Below are 16302 nucleotides of genomic sequence, written 5' to 3'. Positions count from 1 at the left end.
GCTTAGGTTCATATACAAAAAGTTCATATACCCAAAATCCAGGCACAAAAAAGCAAGCGTTAGCGCTTGCTTTTTTTCATGGTGAGCAAATAATGCGTTCGGCGTTTTAGCCCTCGCCTTTCTCTGCGTTAGCACTAGTATCTTGCGTTTTCGCCGCTGTTTTTCGTGTTGATGTACTTGCACGCTTAGAAGCGGTGCCAGACGCCGACGTTGTTTTCTTAGCTGCGGTACTTGTGCTGCGTTTAGCAGTGGTACTTGCTTTACGCGTCGTCGAGGCTTTTCTTGCAGGCGCTTTTGTAGTTGCTGCTTTGGCATCAGTCGCTTTAGCTGTAGCAGGTTTTGCAGCGGCTGCGCTCTTTGTCGTACTTTTAGTAGCAGCCTTTTCAGATGCTTTGGCTGCAGCTTGTTTGGCAGCTAAAAGGGCCACTTGCTCAACCAGTAAATCTACTTTTGCGTTAAGTAATGCAAGCTGCTTGTCTTTTTTCTGACGCTTTTTACTTCCCGATAACGCACTTACCACTGGGTTGCCCAGCACTATCTTTTGCGCGGTATCTACAATTGCCATTGGATTGAGCGTACGCTTTAATTCACTTTCAACTTCAAGGCCTTTCGCCTGCATAGTTTGAATTGCTTCATGGGAATCGTCTATTCGCTGGCTTACCATACCTGCAGCAGTATCTAATTTAGCTGCAATAAGGTCTGAACCGGCGGCTAGCCAACCGAATAACGGTGAAGATTTAATTGAAGATGACACGTTGCCTTCCAGTGCATTTGCAATTGCAGCGGCATCTTTATCAGTAGTCTTTGTACTCATAACGCCTCCTAACAAGGAGATTGGGGAAAATATTAGCGGGCACATGGCCCGCTACAAAGCACTAAGAATTAGTGCAGTATTTTGAACAGTAAATAAAGACGGGCAAGGTGCCCATCAGCATTACTTACTTGCAGCTAGCTTAGCTACCGCTTCAGTTAGCGCGTCAATCTTTGCTGAAAGCTCTTCAATACGCTGATCTGCAGGCTCTGAATCTAGACCAAGCTTCTTACGTACGTCTGCTACGCGGTTTTCAACGTCGTTAGTTGTTGATTTAAACTTAGTGCGAGCGTCTTCTTCAAGGGTTTCGCCTTTGCTTACCAAATCGTCGAACATCTTGTTCGCTTCTTCACTAAGCTTTTCGTAGCGACCTTGCGCTTCTTCTACGCTTTTTCCATAAGCGCCAAGACCTGCCAACCAAATTTTACGAGCCATTTCTTCAGCTTCGTTGATTTTGCCTTTAATTGTTTCTGTAGTAGTCATTTTTCAGCTCCTATGAATGCTAAATTTGAGTGTTCTTTAACACTATGGCTTAACTTTACGCATAACAATTAGAAACCGCATACTAAAAAACAAAAAAATAAAAAAAAGCCCGACATTTAGTTCGGGCTTTCATCTAACAACATGATTTATGGAGCATTATTTATAATGCTTTGACAACGTTATAGCTCTACGTCCGCAAGATGCATTACGAACGCGTATTCTAGTGCAGTAGATTCAAAACGCTTGAAGCGCCCTGATGCACCACCATGACCGGCTTCCATATTAGTTTGGAACAGAAGCAAATTATCGTCGGTTTTGTATTCTCTTAACTTAGCCACCCATTTCATTGGCTCGAAATACTGCACCTGAGAGTCATGTAAACCAGTTGTTACCAGCATATTTGGGTACGCTTTAGCCTCAACCTGGTCGTACGGTGAATAAGAAAGCATGTATTCGAATTCAGCTTTACTTGCTGGGTTACCCCATTCTGTATACTCACCGGTTGTAAGCGGAATAGATGGGTCGCTCATAGTTGTTACTACGTCAACAAACGGCACGTGTGCACTTACACCTCGATACAGCGATGGCTCCATATTTACAATGGCCCCCATAAGGAGGCCGCCAGCACTGCCGCCCATAGCAAATACGCGGTCTTTGTCGGCATAGTTTTGAGCTACCAAGCCTTTAGATACATCAATAAAGTCAGTAAACGTATTAACTTTGTTTTCCATTTTCCCGTCTTCGTACCACTCTCGGCCAAGCATTTGACCACCACGAATATGGGCAATAGCAACTACAAAACCGCGGTCAAGCAAAGACACCCAACTGCTTCTAAAAGTTGGCTCTACCGTTGAGCCGTATGAACCATAGGCATATTGGTAAAGAGGATTTGTACCGTCTTTCTTAAAGCGTGCTTTTTTGTACACTAATGAAACCGGAATTTGCGTGCCGTCTCTTGCGTCAATCATTACACGTTCAGACGCATATTCGTTTGAATCGAATGTGTCAGAAACACGGGTTTGCTTCATAACCTTGGTTTCAAAAGTGTCTAGGTTTACGTCTAGTATTGAGCCAGGCGTAGTAAGCGAGCTGTAGTAAATACGAAGTACATTGGTATCTACTTGAGTATTAGCATTGAAATATGCGCCGTAAATAGGATCTTGTGTTGGTAACACTTTCTGTTCGCCAGTTTCAATATTGTGAACCACCAAACGAAGCATGCCGTTTTCTTTCTCTTTCACCACAAGATGATTCTTCAACACTTCAATACTTTGCACAAACACATCAGAACGATGAGGCACTACTTCTTCCCACGTCGACAAATCATTTTTTGTCTCTGCAGGAGCCTTCATTACCTTAAAGTTCTTGGCATCAATGTTTGTTAGTACGTAATACTCATCGCCAAGCTTCTCTAAGCTGTATTCCTGTCCATCTTTGATAGGCAGGAAAATTTCAGGTGCTTGCGTCGGGTTATTTGCATCAATAATCGTAACACCCGTTTTTTCGGTGTTACTGTGATAGATGTAAATCTCATCAGCGTCTTTACTCTTGCCAATAAACGTATAAAACGTTTCATCGGTCTCTTCGTAAACTAATACGTCATCAGCCTGAGGAGTACCCAATTTATGGCGATATACTTGATAACCCAAAAGGGTTTGAGGGTCTTTCTTAACGTAAAACAGGTGCGTGTTGTCGTTCGCCCAAAGAATAGTGCCAGATATGCCTTCTAAAACGTCATCAAGTTTTTCACCTGTCTTGAGGTTTTTTACATATGCAGTGTAAATACGACGGCTAAGGGTATCTTGTGAATAAGCTAGCAGCTCATTGTTTTCACTTACTGAGTAATCACCAATACTAAAATAGTCATGCCCTTCAGACATAACATTGGCATCAAGTAATACCTCTGCCTCGCTGTCTAGGGTAGGCTTACGTAGATAGATAGGATACTCGTTTTCACCCGAGTAGCTCGTGTAGTACCAATACCCATTGTAAAAAGCAGGTACCGTTGAGTCGTCTTTCTCAATGCGTGAGACAAGCTCTTCATAAAGCTTTTCTCGCGTTTCTTTGAGCGGGCTTAGCACCGATTCAACATAAGCATTCTCAGCTTCTAAATGCCCTAATATTTCTTTATTTGTGCGAGAGTCATCTCTCATCCAATAATAATTGTCGGTACGGTTAATACCGTGTGCCGTCATTTCAAACGGCACTTTTTTAGCAACTGGCGCAGGTACATCGGTGTTAAGCATCACGTTAGGTGCCTGTTGTTGAGAAATGGTGTTGGCTGGTTCCTGCTGCTTCTCTGCGCTGCAACCCGCTAGCAGACCGCTAACAGCAGCGGCTATCCATAAGTGTTTCATCATCTTTCCTATATATCAAAGCGCTCAACGCACGCCCTTTTTTGTTCTTGGATTCAGTATATCCAAATAATAATGTCGTTCTAGCGGTTACTGGTCAACTTCTACGGTACTGCAATATTTAAATGTTACAAGATGTGATGAACTGCAAATACACTGTCTCGACAACGCTCAAAAAGCGATAGATACAATAAAGGCACCATTAAGGCGCCTTTATAAATGTATTCATTTGCTAACAATGTGACTATTAGTCTACGATGTCTTTTGGCATGTCATCGCGAATTTCCTGCCAAACCTTGCCGCTCTCAATACCATATTTTCTCACTACTACAGGCACCCGGTCGTATTCGCCCTTTTCTGCCACTTCGAGAAGATCTGCGTAGTATTTGTTGGCTACATCACGCGCTTGCTGATAATCGAAAAAGAAACCACCAATACGTGAATAAAGACCTCTGAACCCATTCATCATTAGAACGAATACGTTGTTGTTCGATGCTAACGCAAGGTCGTGAGACATTTGATAATCGAACTGAGCAAACGCAAGCCCCTCTTGTTCAACATCTTTGTAACGCGCAATAATTGCTGCAGATTCTTGAGGATTGTTACGAATTGCGCCTCGGATGAATACTGCACTTAGGTTTGTGCGCGCAGCAAGCAAGTTATCAACAAGCTCGGGAATGCCTTCTTGGTCTAAACGGGCAAGCGTTTCCAATATATTCAAGCCGCATGTTTCCCAAAAGTTGTTCACTTTTGTTGGCTTGCCGTGCTGTATCGTCAACCAGCCATCACGCGCTAAGCGCTGAAGTACTTCACGTAATGTTGTTCTTGTTACACCAATGAGCTCAGATAACTCTCGCTCTGCAGGCAGAATAGTGCCTGGAGGAAAGCGTCCGCTCCAAATTGACTCAACAATATATTCTTCGGCGAATCCAGCGGGACTCTGCGCCTTATAAATCATAACTAATCGCCTGCACGTTATTGTTATTTTGCAACTGATTGTACCAGATGCTCATTTATTATCACAATGAAATATGCGCCGTCCAGCAAAGGTTTTAACATCTTGTTAAAACAAACCGGTACATTTACCACATTCATTTCTCATAATGTGCATTTATTGAGCACTGCCACGAGCATTTACCGCCTAAATGATCAACATTGTGAAAATTAGACAAATATTCAGGTACTTTCACAGGGTGGGGTCTGTGAATTCCTTTCTCAAGGCGTTAATATCATGTACGCTTAAATTCCGTCTATAATGACAGCAGCGAAATCGCTTAAACTCGAAAAATATCGCGTATTCAGAGCGGTTTACGTATGCAATAACCGGAAATACACAATGTAAAGTTACACAAAAACGTGTGCTTTGTTGTAAAAGGAACAGGAACTCATGCAAACTTCAATGATCGCGGCGATCTATCAGAATTTCCTGGGACACGCGCCCGACTGGTACAAGAAAACCATAATTGCCTTTCTCATTGTAAATCCAATCATTTTTATGGTTGACCCTTACATTGCAGGTTGGACTCTTGTTATACAGTTCATATTCACCCTGGCAATGGCGCTAAAGTGCTACCCACTGCAACCTGGGGGATTGTTACTCATTGAAGCCATGTTTATTGGGATGACCTCGCCCGGACATATGATGCATGAGATTGAGGTAAACCTTGAAGTATTGCTTCTTTTAGTGTTCATGGTTGCAGGTATCTATTTTATGAAAGACCTGCTGATGTACTTGTTTACCAAACTGGTTATAAAAGTACGTAACAAACTTGTGCTTTCACTGGCCTTTATCGTTGCCTCAGCGTTTCTATCAGCTTTCTTGGATGCTCTTACCGTTGTGGCGGTAATCATAAGCGTAGGCTTAGGCTTTTATTCTATTTATCATAAAGTGGCTTCGGGCAAGGAGTTTCATTCAGACCATGACCACACCAGCGATGATGAACTAGGCAGCCACGATTTAGAAGACTTTCGTGCATTCCTTCGCAACCTTATGATGCACTCAGCGGTTGGTACAGCTCTGGGCGGTGTAATGACGATGGTTGGCGAACCACAAAACCTAATTATTGCAGACAAAGCGGGATGGAACTTCGTAGAATTCTTTATTCGCATGGCCCCTGTAACGCTGCCTGTTTTCGTATTCGGTCTATTAACCACCATTGTTCTAGAAAAGACTGGGCTGTTTAGTTACGGCGCCAAGCTACCTTCTGCTGTTAGGCAAATCCTTGTTGATTACAACGACCATATGGACAAAGGTCGCAGCAAGCGCGAAAGCGCCAAACTTATCGTTCAAGCACTTATTGGTATTTGGCTAATTGTAGGTCTTGCTACACACATGGCTTCCGTTGGACTTATCGGCCTATCGGTTATTGTACTTGCTACATCGGCAAGTGGTGTAATTGAAGAACATGCGCTTGGTAAAGCGTTTGAAGAAGCACTGCCTTTTACTGCACTGCTATGTGTTTTCTTCGGGGTCGTGGCCGTTATTATCGACCAAGGCTTATTCCAGCCTGTAATTCACTGGGTACTATCGTTTGAAGGTGAAACGCAAATGGTGATGTTCTACTTGGCGAACGGTGTGCTTTCAATGGTGAGCGATAATGTATTTGTTGGCTCCGTATACATTACTGAGGTTACGGCTGCATTAGAAGCTGGCCAGATTACTCGTGACCAGTATGACATGCTGGCCGTTGCTATCAATACAGGTACAAACCTACCAAGTGTTGCTACACCAAACGGACAAGCTGCGTTCTTGTTCTTATTAACGTCTGCAATTGCACCACTACTTCGTCTATCTTATGGCCGTATGGTAGTTATGGCGCTTCCGTACACTGTAGTGCTAACCATTGTGGGTTTATTAGCAACTTACCTTGGCCTTGCAGATGCAACACAAGTGCTTTACGACATGCACTTAATTGAGCACCACACTGCCGCTGAAGCTGGCATGGAAGCGGTGGGGCATTAATTAATGCGTTCACCTATTAGAAGTATTAGCCAATGGGCAGAGCACAAGTCTTCATGGCTTGTGCTTTTCGCCACCTCTCTGGGTTTAGAAATTGCTGCGCTGTATTTTCAATATGGCATGGGCCTGAAGCCTTGCATTATGTGCATCTATCAGCGCACTGCAATGTATGGCATCGTGCTCTCGGCGCTCATTGTTTTATTTAAAAACAACGGCCTTACTCGCATGATAGGTTTTGCCGGTTGGGCGTTGTCTGCAGGCTGGGGGTTTCTTATTGCAAAAGAACACATTGGCATTTTAAATGCCGCTAACCCGTTTTTTGCAAGTTGTGAAATTGTTCCTAACTTCCCTGCATGGCTACAGCTGCATGAATGGATCCCCGCGGTATTTGCAGCTGAAGGGGACTGTATGGAAGATAGCTGGCAGTTTCTTTCTATGGGAATGGCTGAGTGGATGCAAATAATCTTTGCTGCGTATTTTGCAGTATTTGCTATCGTGTTTGCGTGCCGTTTATTGGATAAAAAGCCCTTTTGATTGATTTGTCCATATTACCCTCTCGGCTACCCCCTATCCACACCGAGCAAGGTCCAGTAACCATACAACGCATCGCGCATAAACATTGCGATGCGTTGTGTGAAGCAGGTCAAAAATCTATTCATCATGTTAAGCCCTGGTTTGGCGCCTCGGTTTGCCCTGTAACACCAGCATTAGCTAAGCAGTGTATAGAGAATATGGAAAAAGCCCGTGACACTGGCTACGGGTTAACCTATTTGCTTATGCACAATGAAACCTGTTTGGGGATGGGCATTATCAACTATATTAACCACACGCACCTAACAGCTAATTTGGGTTATTGGTTAAGTCCGCAGGCATGTGGAAAAGGGCTGGCCACGGCAATTTGTGAAGCGCTTAAGAAACTAGCCTTTTCACAAATGAATTTGCACCGACTGGAGTGCTATGTAGAACCCAACAACAAGGCCAGTTTGCGCGTTGCCGAGCGAATTGGTGGTGTTAAAGAAGGTTTATGCCGCAAGCGTATTTTTGGCAGAGACGCCCTGCTCTACGCCATTGTTAATGACTAGTTCAAGCACCAGCGTCCGTTACTTCCATCTCTCCTATAAAAGAAGCGTTCTTATAATCTACGCTTTCTAATCTAGGTCTTCTAGCGGCCAAATGGCGATATAGTCTTCAAACTCGTTTAAGTCTACATCCGATTCAAACACCGTTTTGTTTCGTACCGACATGCCTGCTGCATGCATCGCATGCTTTTTACCTTTGTTTAGCAATGGATGCCACGACGGTAGCCCTCTTCCTTCGTGTAAGCGCCTGTATGCACAGCTTGTGGGCATAAAGAAGATATCTTTAAGGTTGTCTTTAGTGAGCTTTACACAGTCAGGCACAAGCTCGGTGCGCCTTGCATATTGGGTACACTCACACTTTTTTGTGTTTAGGTAAGAGCAGACAATATTGGTGTAGTGAATTTGCTCATTCGCTTTTATGTGATCGGTGGGTGAATATTCCTCAACACTTTCGTCATCTATGAACTTGTGTAGACAACATTTCGCGCATCCATCGCACAACGACTCCCACTCAATTTGGGTCATTTCCTCTAGAGACTTAGCTTCCCAGAATGGCTGTGTCATTCGTTAATTACCTCGGTATCTAAGGTCAGATGCCCCTTGAGCTCCACGTTTACTTTATCGCCTGCGAACAAAGGGCCTACCCCTTTTGGCGTGCCTGTAAACACTACGTCACCAGCATCTAGTCGAAATTCGCCAGACATATGGGCAATTTGCGGCACTATTTTGTGCAGCATTAACGCCGTGTGCCCCTGCTGCCTTACTTCACCATTAATGGTTAATGAAAAATGTAAGTCATCAAGCTCTGTTATTTGATCAATAGGAATAAAGCATGAAAGCGGCGCGCTGCCATCAAATGATTTCGCTCTTTCCCATGGCTGCCCGTCTGCTTTCAGTTTAGCTTGAACATCGCGAAGCGTTAAATCTAAGCCGAGGCCAATGCCCCAGATAGCGTCACGCACTTCTTCTTCGCTGGCATTTTTAAGCGTAGACTTAAGCAGTACCGACACCTCTAATTCGTTATGACACTCGCCTTTGCCGGTTGGAATCGCTACTGGCTGTGATAAAGCGCACAACGCCGCCGAGGGCTTCATAAATAGTAAGGGTTGTTTAGAGACTACCGAGTTCATTTCTGCAATATGGTCAAGGTAGTTACGACCGATACACATCACTTTCCCCGTAGGCAACGCAATATCGTTTCCCTGCATATCTTTGTGTGAATACTGCATTAATAACCTCGCTTTATTCTTTCAGACAAGTAACCCACTGAAACACCGAAATACGATGAACGATTCCATTTCATCAGCGTGTGGAAGTTGTTATAGACCAAATAAACTCGGCCATTCTCGCCGTCAGGCATTATCAATGAGGCTTTTATATCTACTTTGGGTAAGTCTCGACCATCAAAACGCTTAACGCCTTGTTCTTGCCAAAAACGCAGTGGCTTCATATTTGCCTTAGACAAACCAGAAATTGAAATCGGCTGAGTAAGCTTTACCTGTCGTCCCCACGTACCATTGTCAGTCCAACCTTCTGATGAAAGGTAGTTAGCGATTGATGCAAATACATCGGCCTTTGTGTGCCAAATATCCTTTTTACCATCGCCATCGTAATCTACCGCGTAGTTGGAAAAAGAAATGGGCATAAACTGGGTTTGCCCCATGGCGCCAGCCCAAGAGCCTTTAAAGTCAGCTACTTTTGCATGTCCCTCATTCAAAATGTTAAGCGCGGCAAAAAAATTATCTTTAAATAATTTTTCTCTGCGCCCTTCAAAGGCCAATGATGCAAGAGCAGACAGCACACTATAATTGCCCTGAATTTTGCCGAAGTTAGATTCATTGCCCCAAAGCGCCACAATAAATCTAGCTTGTACACCATAGTCTTTCGCAACACGCTCTAATAAGTCTTTATTGTCTTCGTAAAGCGCTACAGCCTGCTTAACCTTCCAATCTGGTACGCGAGTAGACAAATAACTATCTAGCGTTATTTTTCTTTCTGGCTGATTTTTATCACTCTTTATAACGGTGGGGCGAAAAGTGATGTCAGCAAACGCTTCGTCGATAAGCGCTTCTTCATAGCCCTTTTCTTGCGCTTCAATGCGAAGGGCTGAAACATACTCTTCGAACTTGGCAAACTGTTCGTCATCGCTTTGTTGTGCTTGCGCATAAGAGAAAACACTAAAGAATAAAGGCAGAGAAACCACGGCTTTACATAAAAGACTAAGGTGAATTGTAAGACCGCGGCGTAAATGCTGTTGTAAACGTAAATGCATAAAACCTTAAAACTTTTTATCAGGGTTTTTACTAAGACCAAGTGACTCGCGATGCTTCTCTAGCAAATTGTCTTCTTTAGGCGGCATTTGTAGATAAAAACCTTGCTCATTAAGCGCATCTATCAGCTTTTCCTTATCGACACCGCCAAGGCGCTCACGCTTCTCAAGGGCAATGATTGTCACAAGTTCAGGCACGCCAAAGCGCGACATTAGCGCCTCAGGTACATCTTCAAAGTGGCCTTTCTTTGGAACGTATAAATACATTCCTTGCTTTTTGTTGGTTTTATAAACCGCACATAACATAGTGAATCTCTTGTCTCTTATTAATTATAAGGTAGAAAAATAATTACTCTGGCGCGTCGCCAAGAAGCGCTTTTACGTGTGGCATAAATAGCGGCGCGCGCCAGGTTGAAAGCACATCTGGCATAAGCCCTTGTACACGCGTTTCATCAACTTGAAACCAGTACCACTTCAAAAGCTGATTTAGCTGTTTTTTAGACGCAATTACATCAGAACTCACGCCATTTTCTTGGGCAATTTTCTCTGAAATAACTTTTAAATCGCTGAGGCTCTTCTTATATTTTGGAACATCGATGAGTCGAAGTACCACAGGTAACCGCAGATTTTCGGGTGTTTGTGCGTATTTAGTTCTTGCATCATCAATAAGCGAAATAATGGTGTCGCCGTAGCGTCTAATTGATTGATGATTAATGCCATTAATGCGGGAAAGCCCACTTTTACTGTCTGGCAAACGCTGCGCAGCTTCAAACAAATGACCTTCTTTAAAAACGAAGTTTAATGCTAAGTCTTTTTCTCGCGCAGTATGCAAACGCCATGCGGCGAGTGCTTGTAATACGGTTAGCTGCTCGGCATTCAAACGCCAATTATTCTTGATTTGCAGATAAGCAAAATCTTCGGGCATTTGTGCACGCTTTTTGGCTCCAAGCAGCGCTATTTCATCGAATATCCAATGAACCTTCCCTGCTTGTTTAATTTCGGCGGCAAGCTGTTGATAACACGGTAAAAGGTAAAGCACATCGTTAGCCGCATAGCTTAACTGCGCTTCACGTAAAGGCCTTGCAAGCCAGTCGGTGCGCGATTCTCCTTTATCAAGTGATACGTCGCACAGCATTTCAACCAATTTTGCATACCCCAACGTAGGCCCTTTGCCTAACACGCTTGCAGCAAATTGGGTGTCGAATACGGGTGAAGGGAGTGTGCCAAAAGCCGTTAAAAAAGTTTCCAAGTCTTCAGAGCACGAATGCAGTACCTTTACTACGGCTTCATTCTCGAGTAGCGAAACAAAAGGCTGCATGTTCTCTATGGCAAGTGGATCTATTAACACCAATTGGTGTCCATCGTAGAGCTGAATTAGGCCAAGATGAGGAGTAAGCGTGCGTGTTCGTACGAATTCAGTATCAAGCGCTATGGCTTCTTGACGCTGTGCTGCAATGCAGACTTTTTCTAATTGTTCGTATGTTGTTATTAATTGATATTGCATATTCAGACACAGTAATAAAAAAGCCGGCAAACGCCGGCTTTAAGTATACTAATTCAGAGAAATTAGTCTCTTAACTCACGACGTAGAATTTTACCTACATTGGTTTTTGGCAGGTCATCTTTAAATACAACCTGTTTTGGCACTTTATAGCCCGTCAGGTGATTGCGGCAATGCGCAATAACATCTTCTGGCGTTAGTGAGTCGTTGCTTCTTACAACAAAAAGCTTAACAACTTCACCGCTAACCTCGTGTGGAACCCCTACCGCAGCCGCTTCAACGATATCATCGTGCATTGCAGCCACTTCTTCAATTTCATTAGGGAACACGTTGAAGCCCGATACAAGGATCATATCCTTTTTACGGTCAACAATATAGAAGTAACCTTCATCATCTACGGTTGCAATATCGCCAGTAGCAAGCCAACCGTCTTTCAAAATTTCTTCTGTTGCTTCAGGACGGTTCAGATAGCCTTTCATTACCTGCGGGCCTTTTACCCACATTTCACCTGGCTCGCCTTTTTCAACAGGGTTTCCGTCATCGTCTAAAAGCTTGATGTCTGTTGAAGGCACAGGCATACCAATGGCGCCTTTATAGGCTTCAATTTGTGGTGGATTTACTGCCACTACAGGTGAACATTCTGTAAGGCCATAGCCCTCAAGAAGAACAGTGCCCGTAACTTTTTCCCACTTTTCTGCAACTGGGCGCTGAACGGCCATACCACCGCCAAGACCAAACTTAAATTTGCTGAAGTCAAGCTCGTCGAACCCTGGGGTGTTTAGTAATCCGTTAAACAGCGTATTTACACCAGGTAAAATGGTGAACGGATATTTGCTAAGCTCATTAACAAATGCAGGCATATCACGAGGGTTAGTGATAAGTAGGTTGCGACAACCGTACTTCACGAACATCAGGCAGTTCGCTAGCAGTGCAAATATATGATAAAGCGGAAGCGCGGTAACCACAAAGTCTTCCCCTTCCTCGATGACAGTCTCGAGAATACCTGAAACCTGCTCGAGGTTAGCAACCATGTTACGGTGCGTAAGCATAGCGCCTTTCGACACACCAGTAGTACCACCGGTATATTGCAGGAAAGCCAAGTCATTATTGCTGATGTCTGGGCGAGTGTAAGTAAGCGATTGGCCTTTCTTAACCGCCGCAGTAAATGAGGTGGTTTCTGGAAGATTAAACGCTGGCACCATCTTTTTAACATACTTCACAACCGCGTTTACTATCCAGCGCTTAGGTGCTGGAAGCATATCACCAAGTGATGTTAGAAAAACTTCTTGCAGATTAGTGTCTGCAATGACTTCTTCAAGTGTGCAGGCGAAGTTCTCGACAATGACAATGGCCTTCGCGTTTGCATCGTTAAGCTGGTGCTTAAGTTCGCGTGCTGTGTAAAGCGGGTTAACATTAACCACAACCATACCCGCACGAAGAATGCCAAACATTGCTACCGGGTACTGAAGAAGGTTAGGCATCATAATTGCCACAGCATCACCGCGCTTCAAACCGCTTGACTGTAAATATGCTGCAAATTGAGCAGACAGCGTATCGAGCTCTTCAAAAGTAATAGAGTGCCCCATGTTAATGAAGGCTTCTTTATTCTTAAATTTCTTTACCGATTGCTCGAATATGTCTACTACAGACGCATAGCGCTCGGCATCAATTTCAGCGGATACGCGAGGGTCGTAATGCTTAAGCCAGGTTTTTTCCACCAAAACCTCCTCTTCTTTATTCTTATTCATTGGTTGGTGTACTAAAAATCACCACCAACATAACTGGTCTGATAACTTGCGAATAGTATAGGATGTGTAAAAAAAAATAAACGGCGCAATTTACAATTGCTCAACAAATTGGCTAATTAACGCGCCTACATCCTCAGTATTTTCCATGTGAATATGATGCCCGCCTACTAATTGTTCATATCGGGCATTTTTAAACCACGACGCTCTTTTTGGGTAATTGGCTTCCAAGTTTTTAAAACTACTTGAAGCGCCTATTATTAGCATAGGACACACAATAGCACGCAATAAGTTTTCTGCCTGTTTTTCCGTCAGCCTCAATATAGATTTTGTTCTAAGACGGGCGTCTGAGGACCAAAATTGCTGGCCGTCAGCTTCTTCTTTTAGGTTACGACTTAAAATACTTCTGGCAGTGTCAGCAGGTATATCTGAAATTTTACATCTAGCTTCTACTGCGCTATCTAAATCGACGGGACGAAGCTGGCTTTGCCCCTTTTCAAAACGATTGATAATGGCGTTTCTCATTTGCTGTTGCGTAGTGCTTTCATCTTCAACAAGAGGACCACACGCATCTATACTTACAACGGCACGTACTTTCTCTGGAAACAAGCTTGCAAACATCGATGCCAATATACCGCCAAGGGAATGCCCGACCAATATAACATCGCTAAACTGTTGGGATTGCAAAAGCGCGTAAAGGTCTTGAATGTAATCGGCTTGGTTATAGTGTGCACCTAAAGGACGATGCTGCGAACGTCCATGCCCTGCTAAGTCTATGGCAACATAGCGATACGCTTTAAAATAGGGAGCAAGTACCTTCATACTTTCAGCATTATCTAAATAGCCGTGTAAACCAATAACGACAGGCCCATCAACCTGATTATCCAGAGCTGCTAGCTTTAATTCACCTGCCGAAAGCTCAGTTTCTATCATTTTAACTCCCTCTTAGCGGCAATATCGCAGTCGACATCCACCCCAGCTTTGCCGCAAAACAAGAAAAAAGCGGCAAATACCTGCCGCTTCTTTCATTAAACCTATTTTTGTTTATCTAAGCGAATTGGATGAGCCGTCGACTTTTTACGGCTTTGGCCATTCGTCTGCGTTCCCTTTGGCATCGTTGAGCGGCTTGGTGCGTTTTGATAACGAATGACGCGTGTTCTATTGAAACCCGGATGAAAAAACGGACTTCCCCACGGACGATAGAAAGGGCTGCCCCATGGACCAAAAAAGGGCCCTGGACCATAGAAAGGTGAATACCAGCCTGTGTGGTAATTGAAGAACATTGTATCGACTTCATACACATCACGCTTGCGCCACATGTGGTAGTCATCGGCAATAATTGTTGGATAAATATAGGGTTGCTCACCAACTAAGCCGCTCGTTGGCAGTGTAATTGTGCCTAAAAATGTTGCGGCCCGACCTTCTTCGAAAACAATAGGGTCAACAAACCCGTCTATTTGCACTTTAAATCGCCCTGAGGTTTCACCGCCTGTATTCGGCTTGCCATAATGATTTAGCGGGAAGTGCGCAAGTTCTATGTACGTTTTATTGGGATTGTTTTCTACCCCTACGATAAGGCCGCCCCAACGCGCTTTCTGACCTTGAACGCTAGCCCCTGACGTTACCGCTTTTGAATACGAAACCAATGGGGTACCGTCTGGCACATCAATGTTTTCGGGCACAATAGCACACCCTGAGAAAATGACGACGGCTAGTAGAAGTAAGTAACGAGACATTTTAGCGCTCCAACGATAACCTAAAAGACATTGCATTCGTTTATTATGCCTAAACTGCATATTAAGACGACAATGTCGCCTTGTTTATCTCTTAAAATCAATGTGAGAAAACATGCCAAAACAATAACATAACAGTAGCAGTTATTATTGGCGACAACTACATCTTCAATCTTACATTTTTATAAATTTCGTTGCCGCAAAACCCAGAACAAGCAACAATAATGATAGTAAGACCGAATGGTTTAGATAGTTAAGATATGGATTTGTTCAAATAGAAATTGCGTTAGGCGTAGATGTCTACGCCAAACATTGATTGAATTGATTCACGCTGTTGTTGCTTTTCAAAGCTGGTATAAGACGCAATGGCTTGTTGAGAGTATGCATTGCCCTCCTCTCGAACAAACTGCTGATACGCTTTTGCATTGTCGGTACCCTGTTCATCAGGTGCAACAACAATCGCCCGCGTAGACGATTCTTCTTGACCCTTACCACTTTGCTGAGGGTCTTTGCTTACTTTTGCTACTCTTCCCTGACTACCGTCAGATGAAGGTATGGAAAAACTAGTATTGATGTTCATACAGCGCTAATTGAGGCAAGAATCACGCCAACGTCTTCAGACTATTATTACTGCTATTCTCTTCCCGGTAGCTTTTTCCACGTCACCTTATCGCGTAAATAAACAGGCTCGACATTTACTGCGTCTGATACATCACCACGTTCTTTTGCCATACTAGCCAATGGCAGCATATAAATAGCATTAGGCAACGTAACCGTTACTTCTGGTGTAGCAGCATGATCTTGAAGCCACTGTTGTAGTGGCTCGTAAGCTCCCCACCCTGTTCCCGCCACGACAACAGGTTTATTTGCTATCGCAGCCATTTGTTCCAACGCTGCCTCTGGGGGGCACACTTGCTCTTCTACTTCTAGCGTTAGTGCATTGCCGTCGGCTTTGTATACTGCAAAATACACCTCACCCATACGTGCGTCTGATGCTACTGCAATAAATTGTGCTGCATTGTTTGTAGGTGTTGTTTTGTTGAGCGATGCTGCCACTTCTCGGGCCATTGCCTCTAGTGTGCTTACACCGGCTACTTCAAGGCCTGTACCAAGCGCCAAACCTTGAATCATGCCAGTGGCTATCCTTACGCCCGTGAAGCTTCCCGGACCGCGACCAAATGCCAACAGATCAAGCTCGTTTAATGAGACTCCCGCTTCTTTTAGCACCTCATCTACCATAGGTAGTAAGCGTTGACTATGCTGCTGTGGGCAAACTTCAAAACGCGACACGGTAACATTTTCAAGCTGTAGCGCTACTGAACACGCTTCAGTAGCAGTATCAATTGCTAAGATATTCATGATTATCTC

17 protein-coding genes are annotated in these 16302 nt (G+C 43.9%); 3 read left to right on the top strand and 14 right to left on the bottom strand.

The window, feature by feature from the left end:
- Positions 1 to 106: 106 nt before the first annotated feature.
- The 4 genes from V7R35_RS10660 to fadR form a co-directional block, all read right to left on the bottom strand.
- A complete protein-coding gene (locus V7R35_RS10660; protein WP_334014796.1) occupies positions 107 to 814 on the bottom strand; it encodes a hypothetical protein in 708 nt (235 codons plus the stop codon).
- Positions 815 to 934: 120 nt separating this feature from the next.
- Positions 935 to 1294: a phasin-related domain-containing protein gene (locus tag V7R35_RS10655; protein WP_334014795.1), complete on the bottom strand. Its 360-nt coding sequence runs from the start codon at positions 1292 to 1294 to the stop codon at positions 935 to 937.
- Between the two features lie 179 nt (positions 1295 to 1473).
- The gene (locus tag V7R35_RS10650) at positions 1474 to 3651 is read right to left on the bottom strand and encodes a S9 family peptidase (protein ID WP_334015013.1); all 2178 of its coding nucleotides are present in this window, start codon (positions 3649 to 3651) and stop codon (positions 1474 to 1476) included.
- 244 nt (positions 3652 to 3895) lie between these two features.
- Positions 3896 to 4606, bottom strand: coding sequence for a fatty acid metabolism transcriptional regulator FadR (gene fadR / locus V7R35_RS10645; protein ID WP_334014794.1), 711 nt, complete (start codon positions 4604 to 4606; stop codon positions 3896 to 3898).
- A gap of 429 nt (positions 4607 to 5035) precedes the next feature.
- Between fadR and nhaB the strand changes: the two genes are divergently transcribed.
- The 3 genes from nhaB to V7R35_RS10630 are packed head-to-tail and all read left to right on the top strand — an operon-like array spanning position 5036 to position 7689.
- The gene (gene nhaB / locus V7R35_RS10640; protein WP_334014793.1) at positions 5036 to 6610 is read left to right on the top strand and encodes a sodium/proton antiporter NhaB; all 1575 of its coding nucleotides are present in this window, start codon (positions 5036 to 5038) and stop codon (positions 6608 to 6610) included.
- A 3-nt stretch (positions 6611 to 6613) separates the two neighbouring features.
- A complete protein-coding gene (gene dsbB / locus V7R35_RS10635) occupies positions 6614 to 7141 on the top strand; it encodes a disulfide bond formation protein DsbB (RefSeq protein WP_334014792.1) in 528 nt (175 codons plus the stop codon).
- A complete protein-coding gene (locus V7R35_RS10630; RefSeq protein ID WP_334014791.1) occupies positions 7138 to 7689 on the top strand; it encodes a GNAT family N-acetyltransferase in 552 nt (183 codons plus the stop codon). The genes dsbB and V7R35_RS10630 overlap by 4 nt, the downstream gene beginning before the upstream one ends.
- 66 nt (positions 7690 to 7755) lie before the next feature.
- Here V7R35_RS10630 and V7R35_RS10625 read toward each other — a convergent pair whose 3' ends face one another.
- The 10 genes from V7R35_RS10625 to tsaB all read right to left on the bottom strand — a co-directional run bounded on the left by V7R35_RS10625 (position 7756) and on the right by tsaB (position 16293).
- Complete coding sequence (locus V7R35_RS10625; RefSeq protein ID WP_334014790.1) at positions 7756 to 8250, bottom strand: YcgN family cysteine cluster protein; 495 nt, start codon at positions 8248 to 8250, stop codon at positions 7756 to 7758.
- A complete protein-coding gene (locus tag V7R35_RS10620) occupies positions 8247 to 8915 on the bottom strand; it encodes a fumarylacetoacetate hydrolase family protein (protein ID WP_334014789.1) in 669 nt (222 codons plus the stop codon). Before V7R35_RS10620 ends, V7R35_RS10625 begins: the two co-directional genes overlap by 4 nt.
- Positions 8915 to 9958, bottom strand: coding sequence for a lytic murein transglycosylase (locus V7R35_RS10615; RefSeq protein ID WP_334014788.1), 1044 nt, complete (start codon positions 9956 to 9958; stop codon positions 8915 to 8917). Before V7R35_RS10615 ends, V7R35_RS10620 begins: the two co-directional genes overlap by 1 nt.
- A 6-nt stretch (positions 9959 to 9964) precedes the next feature.
- The gene (locus V7R35_RS10610; protein WP_334014787.1) at positions 9965 to 10261 is read right to left on the bottom strand and encodes a YcgL domain-containing protein; all 297 of its coding nucleotides are present in this window, start codon (positions 10259 to 10261) and stop codon (positions 9965 to 9967) included.
- 43 nt (positions 10262 to 10304) lie between these two features.
- On the bottom strand, positions 10305 to 11459 hold the full coding sequence (gene rnd, locus V7R35_RS10605; protein ID WP_334014786.1) for a ribonuclease D: 1155 nt from the start codon (positions 11457 to 11459) through the stop codon (positions 10305 to 10307).
- Positions 11460 to 11521: 62 nt separating this feature from the next.
- Complete coding sequence (fadD, locus tag V7R35_RS10600) at positions 11522 to 13174, bottom strand: long-chain-fatty-acid--CoA ligase FadD (protein WP_334014785.1); 1653 nt, start codon at positions 13172 to 13174, stop codon at positions 11522 to 11524.
- A 120-nt stretch (positions 13175 to 13294) separates the two neighbouring features.
- Positions 13295 to 14134, bottom strand: a complete 840-nt coding sequence (locus tag V7R35_RS10595; protein WP_334014784.1) for an alpha/beta fold hydrolase — start codon at positions 14132 to 14134, stop codon at positions 13295 to 13297.
- Positions 14135 to 14235: 101 nt separating this feature from the next.
- The gene (locus V7R35_RS10590) at positions 14236 to 14937 is read right to left on the bottom strand and encodes a Slp family lipoprotein (RefSeq protein WP_334014783.1); all 702 of its coding nucleotides are present in this window, start codon (positions 14935 to 14937) and stop codon (positions 14236 to 14238) included.
- 283 nt (positions 14938 to 15220) lie between these two features.
- A complete protein-coding gene (locus V7R35_RS10585; RefSeq protein ID WP_334014782.1) occupies positions 15221 to 15514 on the bottom strand; it encodes a hypothetical protein in 294 nt (97 codons plus the stop codon).
- 53 nt (positions 15515 to 15567) lie between these two features.
- Complete coding sequence (gene tsaB / locus V7R35_RS10580; RefSeq protein ID WP_334014781.1) at positions 15568 to 16293, bottom strand: tRNA (adenosine(37)-N6)-threonylcarbamoyltransferase complex dimerization subunit type 1 TsaB; 726 nt, start codon at positions 16291 to 16293, stop codon at positions 15568 to 15570.
- Positions 16294 to 16302 lie beyond the last annotated feature (9 nt).

This window comes from Alteromonas sp. S167 (assembly GCF_036864375.1).
Classification (GTDB): domain Bacteria; phylum Pseudomonadota; class Gammaproteobacteria; order Enterobacterales; family Alteromonadaceae; genus Alteromonas.
The sequence above is the reverse complement of the archived record's forward strand: the minus strand, read 5'-3'. Positions and strand labels throughout refer to the sequence as shown.

What these genes read in the sequence shown, in the direction of transcription:
- V7R35_RS10625 (WP_334014790.1), bottom strand. Translation starts at nt 8,250, where the DNA reads ATGACACAGCCATTCTGGGAAGCTAAGTCTCTAGAGGAAATGACCCAA.
- V7R35_RS10615 (WP_334014788.1), bottom strand. Translation starts at nt 9,958, where the DNA reads ATGCATTTACGTTTACAACAGCATTTACGCCGCGGTCTTACAATTCAC.
- V7R35_RS10595 (WP_334014784.1), bottom strand. Translation starts at nt 14,134, where the DNA reads ATGATAGAAACTGAGCTTTCGGCAGGTGAATTAAAGCTAGCAGCTCTG.
- nhaB (WP_334014793.1), top strand. Translation starts at nt 5,036, where the DNA reads ATGCAAACTTCAATGATCGCGGCGATCTATCAGAATTTCCTGGGACAC.
- rnd (WP_334014786.1), bottom strand. Translation starts at nt 11,459, where the DNA reads ATGCAATATCAATTAATAACAACATACGAACAATTAGAAAAAGTCTGC.
- V7R35_RS10590 (WP_334014783.1), bottom strand. Translation starts at nt 14,937, where the DNA reads ATGTCTCGTTACTTACTTCTACTAGCCGTCGTCATTTTCTCAGGGTGT.
- tsaB (WP_334014781.1), bottom strand. Translation starts at nt 16,293, where the DNA reads ATGAATATCTTAGCAATTGATACTGCTACTGAAGCGTGTTCAGTAGCG.
- V7R35_RS10585 (WP_334014782.1), bottom strand. Translation starts at nt 15,514, where the DNA reads ATGAACATCAATACTAGTTTTTCCATACCTTCATCTGACGGTAGTCAG.
- V7R35_RS10620 (WP_334014789.1), bottom strand. Translation starts at nt 8,915, where the DNA reads ATGCAGTATTCACACAAAGATATGCAGGGAAACGATATTGCGTTGCCT.
- dsbB (WP_334014792.1), top strand. Translation starts at nt 6,614, where the DNA reads ATGCGTTCACCTATTAGAAGTATTAGCCAATGGGCAGAGCACAAGTCT.
- V7R35_RS10655 (WP_334014795.1), bottom strand. Translation starts at nt 1,294, where the DNA reads ATGACTACTACAGAAACAATTAAAGGCAAAATCAACGAAGCTGAAGAA.
- V7R35_RS10660 (WP_334014796.1), bottom strand. Translation starts at nt 814, where the DNA reads ATGAGTACAAAGACTACTGATAAAGATGCCGCTGCAATTGCAAATGCA.
- fadR (WP_334014794.1), bottom strand. Translation starts at nt 4,606, where the DNA reads ATGATTTATAAGGCGCAGAGTCCCGCTGGATTCGCCGAAGAATATATT.
- V7R35_RS10610 (WP_334014787.1), bottom strand. Translation starts at nt 10,261, where the DNA reads ATGTTATGTGCGGTTTATAAAACCAACAAAAAGCAAGGAATGTATTTA.
- V7R35_RS10650 (WP_334015013.1), bottom strand. Translation starts at nt 3,651, where the DNA reads ATGAAACACTTATGGATAGCCGCTGCTGTTAGCGGTCTGCTAGCGGGT.